The sequence below is a fragment of the Magnetococcales bacterium genome, from assembly GCA_015232395.1.
GTDB lineage: Bacteria > Pseudomonadota > Magnetococcia > Magnetococcales > JADFZT01 > JADFZT01.
Map to the genome: position 1 here is coordinate 22,260 of JADFZT010000061.1, position 7,713 is coordinate 29,972.

General features: G+C 54.2%; 8 protein-coding genes. 3 read left to right on the top strand and 5 right to left on the bottom strand.

What is annotated here, in order from left to right:
• Positions 1 to 5 precede the first annotated feature (5 nt).
• From HQL52_15140 to HQL52_15160, 5 genes are all read right to left on the bottom strand, one after another.
• Positions 6 to 191 (bottom strand): cbb3-type cytochrome c oxidase subunit 3, encoded by a 186-nt coding sequence (locus tag HQL52_15140; protein MBF0370784.1) that lies wholly within the window; start codon positions 189 to 191, stop codon positions 6 to 8.
• Positions 191 to 724: a FixH family protein gene (locus tag HQL52_15145; protein MBF0370785.1), complete on the bottom strand. Its 534-nt coding sequence runs from the start codon at positions 722 to 724 to the stop codon at positions 191 to 193. The genes HQL52_15140 and HQL52_15145 overlap by 1 nt, the downstream gene beginning before the upstream one ends.
• Positions 724 to 2,169 carry a cytochrome c oxidase accessory protein CcoG gene (ccoG, locus tag HQL52_15150; protein MBF0370786.1) on the bottom strand — a complete coding sequence of 482 codons (1,446 nt, stop codon included), beginning with the start codon at positions 2,167 to 2,169 and terminating at the stop codon, positions 724 to 726. The genes HQL52_15145 and ccoG overlap by 1 nt, the downstream gene beginning before the upstream one ends.
• A gap of 299 nt (positions 2,170 to 2,468) precedes the next feature.
• Positions 2,469 to 3,254: a helix-turn-helix domain-containing protein gene (locus tag HQL52_15155; protein ID MBF0370787.1), complete on the bottom strand. Its 786-nt coding sequence runs from the start codon at positions 3,252 to 3,254 to the stop codon at positions 2,469 to 2,471.
• A gap of 359 nt (positions 3,255 to 3,613) precedes the next feature.
• Positions 3,614 to 3,763: a hypothetical protein gene (locus tag HQL52_15160; GenBank protein ID MBF0370788.1), complete on the bottom strand. Its 150-nt coding sequence runs from the start codon at positions 3,761 to 3,763 to the stop codon at positions 3,614 to 3,616.
• A gap of 284 nt (positions 3,764 to 4,047) precedes the next feature.
• Here HQL52_15160 and ccoN point away from each other — a divergent pair, with 284 nt between their 5' ends.
• The 3 genes from ccoN to ccoP are packed head-to-tail and all read left to right on the top strand — an operon-like array spanning position 4,048 to position 7,180.
• Entirely contained in the window at positions 4,048 to 5,448 is a 1,401-nt protein-coding gene (gene ccoN / locus HQL52_15165) for a cytochrome-c oxidase, cbb3-type subunit I (GenBank protein MBF0370789.1), read from the top strand.
• A 60-nt stretch (positions 5,449 to 5,508) separates the two neighbouring features.
• Positions 5,509 to 6,225: a cytochrome-c oxidase, cbb3-type subunit II gene (gene ccoO / locus HQL52_15170; GenBank protein ID MBF0370790.1), complete on the top strand. Its 717-nt coding sequence runs from the start codon at positions 5,509 to 5,511 to the stop codon at positions 6,223 to 6,225.
• Positions 6,226 to 6,262: 37 nt separating this feature from the next.
• On the top strand, positions 6,263 to 7,180 hold the full coding sequence (gene ccoP / locus HQL52_15175; protein ID MBF0370791.1) for a cytochrome-c oxidase, cbb3-type subunit III: 918 nt from the start codon (positions 6,263 to 6,265) through the stop codon (positions 7,178 to 7,180).
• The last annotated feature ends 533 nt before the right edge of the window (positions 7,181 to 7,713 follow it).

A 7,713-nucleotide genomic window follows, 5' to 3' on the forward strand; every position in this document is an offset into this window, starting at 1 on the left:
AAGAATCACTGTTTGCCATTCGACTCTTCCTGGCCAGGTTCATCGTCATCATCCAGGGCCATTCGGCTCATTTTTTCAAACCGTTTTTTGTTCGCTGGTCTAAACGCCCAGAACACAATCGCCACAAAGAGCAGAAAAAACCAGACCAGGGCGATCTCCTTGGAGAGGAGGAAAATCTCATCGAATTCCATTAGGCACCCTTGTCGGAAGAGGAAGGGGGAATGTGGATGCGTTCGGCAAAACGGTACTCTCCGGCAGGGGTTACAGCCAGGAGTTTTACATCCCACGCACCAGGAAATGGCGGCTCAATCCGAACCACATAGAGTCCGGGATCGGTTTCGGTGAGGGTCAGTGGCAGATCAAAACCGGCTTGGGTCGGTCGAAACAAAACCCCACTCACCTGAGCTTGGGGCAGAGGTTCGCCGTTGGATGTCGTCAGCCTGAAAAGCAACCGACCGGGCTGCCCAGTGATGAGCCCGGCCGCCTCCAGGGAGCCCTGCCAACCCAGAGCATCCTGAGCGGTTTGGGCTTGAACCACCTCGTCAAAAGCAATCCCCTTGCGGTAGTGGTCTTCGGTGACCAAGCCGTTCCAGGAGCGACTGGCATAATAGATCATCACCCCGTTGGCGATAAAAACAATCAGGAAAAAGACGATGATCCCCAGGGGCCAGGGGGAAATCCTGAATCTCTTGGCAGGCGTTTCTGAAGAAGGGACGTTAACCATCAGGGCCTCATGAATACAGTCGTATAGCCATCCGCCACCGTCGGATCATCCACCGCTTGAAGGTGAAATGTGATCTCAGTGGAGCCGGGTTCCAGGTGGCTGGGAGGCTGGCGCAGATAGATCGAAAAGGGAATCGCTTCCCCCGATCCCACGCTGAGCAGGTGTCCGACCTCCTTGGCAGGCGCATTGGTTGAGGGGTCGGTCTGGACCGCTTGCCAAATATTGCTGGCCCCCACTTTCATGCGTCCCCCGGGCAACCCGTCCACGGTCAGGTGATAGGTGAGGTTTTTGGGCGTACGGTTGAGAATGCGGACGGTAAAGTTGTTCTGAATGGCACCGTCCGACTGCTGAATGAAGACCGGTTTGCGGTGACGGATGACACTCATCTCCAGCAGTACCTGAGCCTGCAACTGCCAAGCAAGGGCTACCGCCGCCAATACCATGATGGCGGTGTAGACCACCACCCGGGTACGGATAATACGGGTCTTAAGCCCTTGCAACCCCCGAGAGGAGGTATAACGGATGAGACCATGGGGACGCTTGACCCGATCCATGACCGAATCACAGGCATCGATACAAGCCGCACAGGTAATACACTGATATTGCTGACCATCCCGGATGTCGATTCCGGTGGGGCAGACCCGCACGCACTCCATACAGTCGATGCAATCACCGGCAGCCCGAGGATCTTTTCGGCGTTGGCGGCGGTTGCCCACCCGGGGTTCCCCCCGACCTTCATCGTAGGCGATGAGCAGCGTATCTTCGTCAAACATCGCCCCCTGAAAGCGGGCATAGGGGCACATATAAAGACACACCTGCTCCCGGGCCAAACCGGCCATGGTGTAGGTAGTGAGTGTGAGAAAAGCCAGGGTGAACCAAGCGGCGTAGGGGGCGGTTCCGGTCAAAAACTCCAGAAACAGTGTGGGAGCATCGGCAAAATAGAAGGTGAAAGCCCCTCCCGTGGCCAGACTGATTACGAGCCAAGCCAGATGCTTGGTGACCTTAATGGTAATCTTGCGGGCATTCCAGGGGCTTTTATCAAGACGAATCCGACGGTTACGATCCCCCTCTATCCATTTTTCGGCATAGATAAAAAGATCGGTCCAAACCGTCTGAAAGCAGATGTAGCCGCAAAAAACCCGCCCAGCCAAGGCGGTTATGAAGAAAAGTCCCACCGCAGCAATGATCAGCACAAAAACCAGCAGAAAGATCTCCTGGGGCCAAATGACCAGGTCGAATATATAAAATTTACGGGCGGGCAAGTCGAATAAAACCGCTTGATCCGGCACGTCGGGGCCTCGATCCCAGCGGATCAGGGGCACAAGATAGTAGATCCCCAGGAGAAACCAGAGGGTGGCCCACTTGATCCATCGAAAAAAACCAGGTTGATACTTGGGGTGGATTTTTTGATGGGCGGCGTAAAGCGATGGGGCGGCTGAGGTCATGTTTCCTCAATCGGATCGGATTGGAGGGCGCTTTGGCAGGAAGGTGAGTGATCCCTCCCAACAGTTGTTATGATAGAGCTGGTCGCTGAAAAGTTCAAAAAAGTTCCGTAGAATTACAAAAGCGATGAAAGTTCAAGCATTTCACTAACAGAGAGCCCTTTGATCACTTCCCGTTTTCGCTGTTTTGGCCCTCTAAAGGCAGCGAAATCTTCACCCTCGTTTCCAGATCTGTCAAGGCAGGGAAACCAACCGAATCAGAGGAAGCGTGCAGCCTCTTAAGGAAGGTGAAACCTGGAAATTCAAGAAGTGGATGGTGGGGCCCCAGGGGGATTGGGGCAGGTTCGGGCGATGGCCTGGAGGCAGGGGATGTCCAGCAGCTGAACCTGCTTGCCGTTGATGGAGAGCAGTTCCTGTTCCCGAAAACGCTGCAAGATACGGCTGACAGTCTCCATGGCAAGTCCTAAAAAATTGGCAATGTCGGGTCGGAGCATGGTGAGTCGGAAGATATCTCCCGGCAGCCCGCGTTTTTGGTAGCGATCTGAAATGTTCAGCAGAAAAGCGGCCAGCCGCTCTTCAGCGGTGCGCCGGGCCGCCAGCAGGGATTGGCGGCGCTCTTCATTGATCTGATGGGTCAGCACCCGGATCACCTGGGTTTGGACCTTGGTCAGGTCACTTTCAGAAATGGCCAAATCCCGGATGGCCAGGGTACACACCTCGCTCTCTTCCAAGGCTCTGACTGTGGAGCTATAGGCGGGGGAGAGAAAAGCATCGAGCCCCAACAATTCACCGGGCAGGTGAAAACCCAGAACACGCTCTTCCTGGTTATCGGTGGTGTAGCTTTTAAAACTGCCGGATTTCACCGCAAAGATAGCGTAGAAGGGGTGTCGCTCCCGAAAGAGGGTCTCTCCCTTGGGGACCGGCTGTTGGCGGATGAGCAACTTTTCCAGCAGTGATTCCTCTCCATGCACCATCCCCCCAAGGATATGCAGAAAGCCATGCAACTCGCACTTTTCGCAAGTGACAGTTCGCATTTTGGCCTTGACAGGGCAGCGGTGTGAGGATTTACCAGAGGACGACTTGGCCATGGATTGATCGTTATAGATATATTGAGTGATTAATAAAAGCGATCTGCCAGCTCCCGTTTTTTTCAGGGGAGGGCTCTTACGCCAGGAAAAATGAGATCCAAACCAAACATGTCTCAATCATACACGCTTTCAAACGTCACATCTCAATCATACACGCTTTCAATCGTGAAGTCAGGGCCGTTTGCAAAACGCTGGCGGGTAAGGACTGGCATGGAGGGGGAGCCGGGAATGAAAAGAGCGAGCGAGCCTGCTCTAAGCTTGACCAGTGGCCGGGTTGGGTTTCCCGCCGAATGGCTTGAAAAAACGACCGGAAAATTTATAGCCCAAAATGAAGAAAATAAATTGCCAAATATCAAAAATTACGCTATCAACAACAGTTCGGAATGAACGCTTTCGAGATGGCCCTGAAGATCTTCTTTCTGATGGCCAGCCTCCCGGTTCAGCCCCTGCCAGGCTTCATCCAGGCACGGTCGTGCTACCGACAGCTCATCCCGAACCATCGTCATCACCCCGGCCAGCTCCGGTTATTGGACTTGAACACCACTGTAGGACACCTTTATCCGATATCTGACGAATGAAAAGGATCGATCTCTCGCTCCCACCAGAGGAGGCCCTTTCACGTTTTTCTTGCGTGGGGAACAAAAAAGGCCCCATCGCGAGAAAAAAGACGCTAAATGGTTGTAAGAATTAAAAGATCATAATATTCTAATGCACTGGTTGGCCCAAGGGATGAGCAAACCGGGGGGGAATAGTGTTTTTTCTGGCCCGTGACACGCAATAAAGGAGATGGCAGGTGGCAGAAGCGACGAGAGCCGAGACCTACGATTATGAGGTAATCAAAAAGTTTTCCGTAGCCAGTTTGATCTATGGCGTGGTGGGATTTTTGGTGGGGGTCATCCTCGCCGCCCAGCTCACCTTTCCAGATCTAAACATGGGTATCCCCTACATCTCATTTGGCCGATTGCGACCCCTACACACCTCGGCAGTGATTTTTGCCTTCGGTGGTTCGGTGCTCTTTGCCACCAGCTACTATGTGGTGCAGCGCACCTGTAAAGCGCGGCTTTTTTCGGATTTTCTCTCCAACCTCACCTTCTGGGGCTGGAACCTGGTGGTGGTGCTGGTGGTGATCACCTATCCCCTGGGGCTGACCCAGGGTCGGGAATATGCCGAGCCGATCTGGATCATCGATATCATCATAACCGTGGTGTGGGTGGCCTACCTGATCAACTTTGTCGGCACACTCGCCAAGCGGAAAGAACCCCACATCTATGTGGCCAACTGGTTCTATCTCTCCTTCATCATCACCGTGGCCATGCTCCATGTGATCGCCAACTTGGCGGTGCCGGTCAACATGCTGGAGTCCTATGGGGTCTTTGCCGGTGTTCAGGAAGCGATGATCCAATGGTGGTACGGCCACAACGCCGTGGGCTTTTTCCTCACCTCGGCCTTTTTGGGATTGATGTACTATTTTATCCCCAAGCAGGCAGAACGTCCGGTCTACTCCTACCGGCTCTCCATCGTGCACTTTTGGGCCTTGTCCTTCCTCTACATCTGGGCCGGCCCCCATCATCTTCACTACACCGCCCTGCCGGATTGGGCCTCCACTCTGGGCATGACCTTTTCCCTGATGCTGCTGCTTCCCTCCTGGGGCGGTATGATCAACGGGATCATGACCCTTTCAGGGGCGTGGCATAAACTCCGCACTGATCCCATCCTGCGCTTTTTCGTGATCTCCCTCTCCTTCTACGGCATGTCCACCTTCGAGGGACCGCTGATGAGCATCAAGGAGGTCAACGCCCTTTCCCACTATACCGACTGGACTGTGGGTCACGTTCACTCCGGTGCACTGGGCTGGGTGGCCATGGTCTCCTTTGGGGCGCTTTATCATCTCATCCCCCGTCTCTGGAAGACCAAAGTCCATTCAGTGGGATTGATCAACCTCCACTTTTGGCTCGCAACCATCGGCATCGTCATTTATATCGTCTCCATGTGGATCTCCGGCGTCATGCAGGGTCTCATGTGGCGGGCCTATGACTCCTTTGGCAACCTCACCTACTCCTTCGCCGAAACCGTGGCGGTGATGCACCCCTACTATTTCATGCGTACCTTGGGGGGCTTGGTCTTCCTAGCAGGCATGTTGGTGATGATCTACAACATGACGAAGACGATTCGCGGCGCAGGTACTCAAGCTTGATTCCGCATCCAGGCAACATCCGGTTGAAGGCCATCATCAAAGCATCAAGGAGTTGATTCGGTGAAACACGAAACCATCGAAAAATCCGTACCTCTCATGAGCATTCTCACCCTGGTCGTGGTAGCCATTGGCGGCCTGGTGGAGATCGTTCCGCTCTTTTTTATCGACAGCACCATCGAGCCTGTCACCGGCATGCGGGTCTATACCCCGCTGGAAGTCAAAGGCCGGGACATCTATGTCCGGGAAGGGTGCTACAACTGCCACTCCCAAATGATTCGCCCCTTCCGTGACGAGGTGGAGCGCTACGGCCACTACTCCCTCGCCGCAGAAAGCCAGCACGATCACCCCTTCCAGTGGGGTTCCAAACGCACCGGACCGGATCTGGCCCGGGTGGGGGGTAAATATTCCAATCTCTGGCATCAGGAGCACATGCGCAATCCCCGCAAGCTGGTGCCGGAATCGGTCATGCCTTCCTACGGCTGGCTGGAAACCACCCCTCTCGACTATGAAGATATCGGTGATCGCCTGAGTGTGCTCAATACCGTCGGCGTGCCTTATACCGAAGCGATGATTGCCCAGGCCAAGGCCGACCTCGAAGCCCAGGCCATACCCAATAGCGATACCGACGAATTGAGTGCTCGCTATGGTGAAAAGGTGCCTCTGGGTGACTTTGACGGCAAAAGCGATCAAATTACGGAGTTGGATGCCATGGTGGCCTATCTCCAGATGCTGGGGACTCTGGTGGACTTTTCGTCCTATCAGGCTCAATCCCGCTGACTCCCACCAGACTGCGAAAAAATAGAGGAGAAAGACCATGGCCGAAGAAGAAAAAAATGTCGAAACCACCGGTCACCAGTGGGATGACGATGAGGGCTATCCACTCAAGGAATACAACAACCCCCTTCCCAGCTGGTGGCTCTACACCTTTTACGCCACTATTGTCTGGTCGGTAATCTACTGGTTTCTCTACCCTGCCTGGCCCCTGGCGAACGATTTTACCAAGGGCATGCTGGGTTGGTCCCAATACAAACAGCTGGATGAGGAAATGGCTGCGGCCAAGGCTCTGCAAAAGCCTTTTGACGAAAAACTGGCTGCTCTTTCCACAGCCGAAATCGCCTCCGACCCCAAACTTTTGGCCTATGCCATCTCCGGCGGCAAGGCCACTTTCGGTGACAACTGCGCCCCTTGCCACGGCAGCGGCGGCATTGGCGCCAAAGTGGATGGATTTCCCAGCCTGGTGGATGATGACTGGCTTTATGGCGGCACCTTGGAAGCCATCGAAGAAACCATTCAGTATGGTCGCGCTGGCAACATGCCCGCCCATTTGGACGCTGCTGACGGCGCTTTCAGCCAAGCGCAAGTCAGCGACCTGACCCAATATGTTTTGGGGCTTTCAGGCCGCGCCCAGGATAAAGACGCTGCCGGTCGAGGTGAGGAGCTTTATAAGGGGGATGCTGCCTGTTATGCCTGCCATGGCGACAATGGCAAGGGCTCTCTCATCGACACCGCTGATGGCGAACCTCTGGATCCCAGCATGGGTGCTCCCAACCTGTCCGACGGTCTCTGGCTCTACGGTGGCGCTCCCGAGCGCATCATGGAGACCATTTCCTACGGTCGTATCGGCAAGATGCCTGCTTGGGGTGAAGGATTCGAAGGTTTTGGTCGCCAGCTTGATCCTCTTACCATCAAAGAGGTCACCCTCTATGTCCACTCCTTGGGAGGTGGGTACTGAGTCAGTGCTGATTGTTTGTTAAAGGGGGTTCCCGTTGCGGGGGCTCTTTGAAAAAGGGGGCGCTTCTTAACGGGAGCGTCCTTTTTTTATGGGTGGTGGTGGAGTGTGTGTGGGGGGCTGTTTGAAGCGGTTTGATATCGTGATTCCGAATCGGAATTGTGCATCTACCCTGATGTTAATCAAGATTATATTTCCACGGGTGCAGGGTAATTATTACCCTGCCGGGTGTGGGCAGCGCCCACGGTTTGTCTTTTGATCTTATCTTTTGATCTTGTCTTTCCATATCCAGCGGGTTTGGGGCGCAGCTCCAAGGTCTTGATCTTGTCTTTTGATTTTGTCTTTTGATCTTGTCTTTCCATATCCAGCGGGTTTGGGGCGCAGCTCCAAGGTCTTGATCTTGTCTTTTCATATCCAGCGGGTTTGGGGCGCAGCTCCAAGGTCTTGATCTTGTCTTTTCATATCCAGCGGGTTTGGGGCGCAGCTCCAAGGTCTTGATCTTGTCTTTTCATATCCAGCGGGTTTGGGGCGCAGCT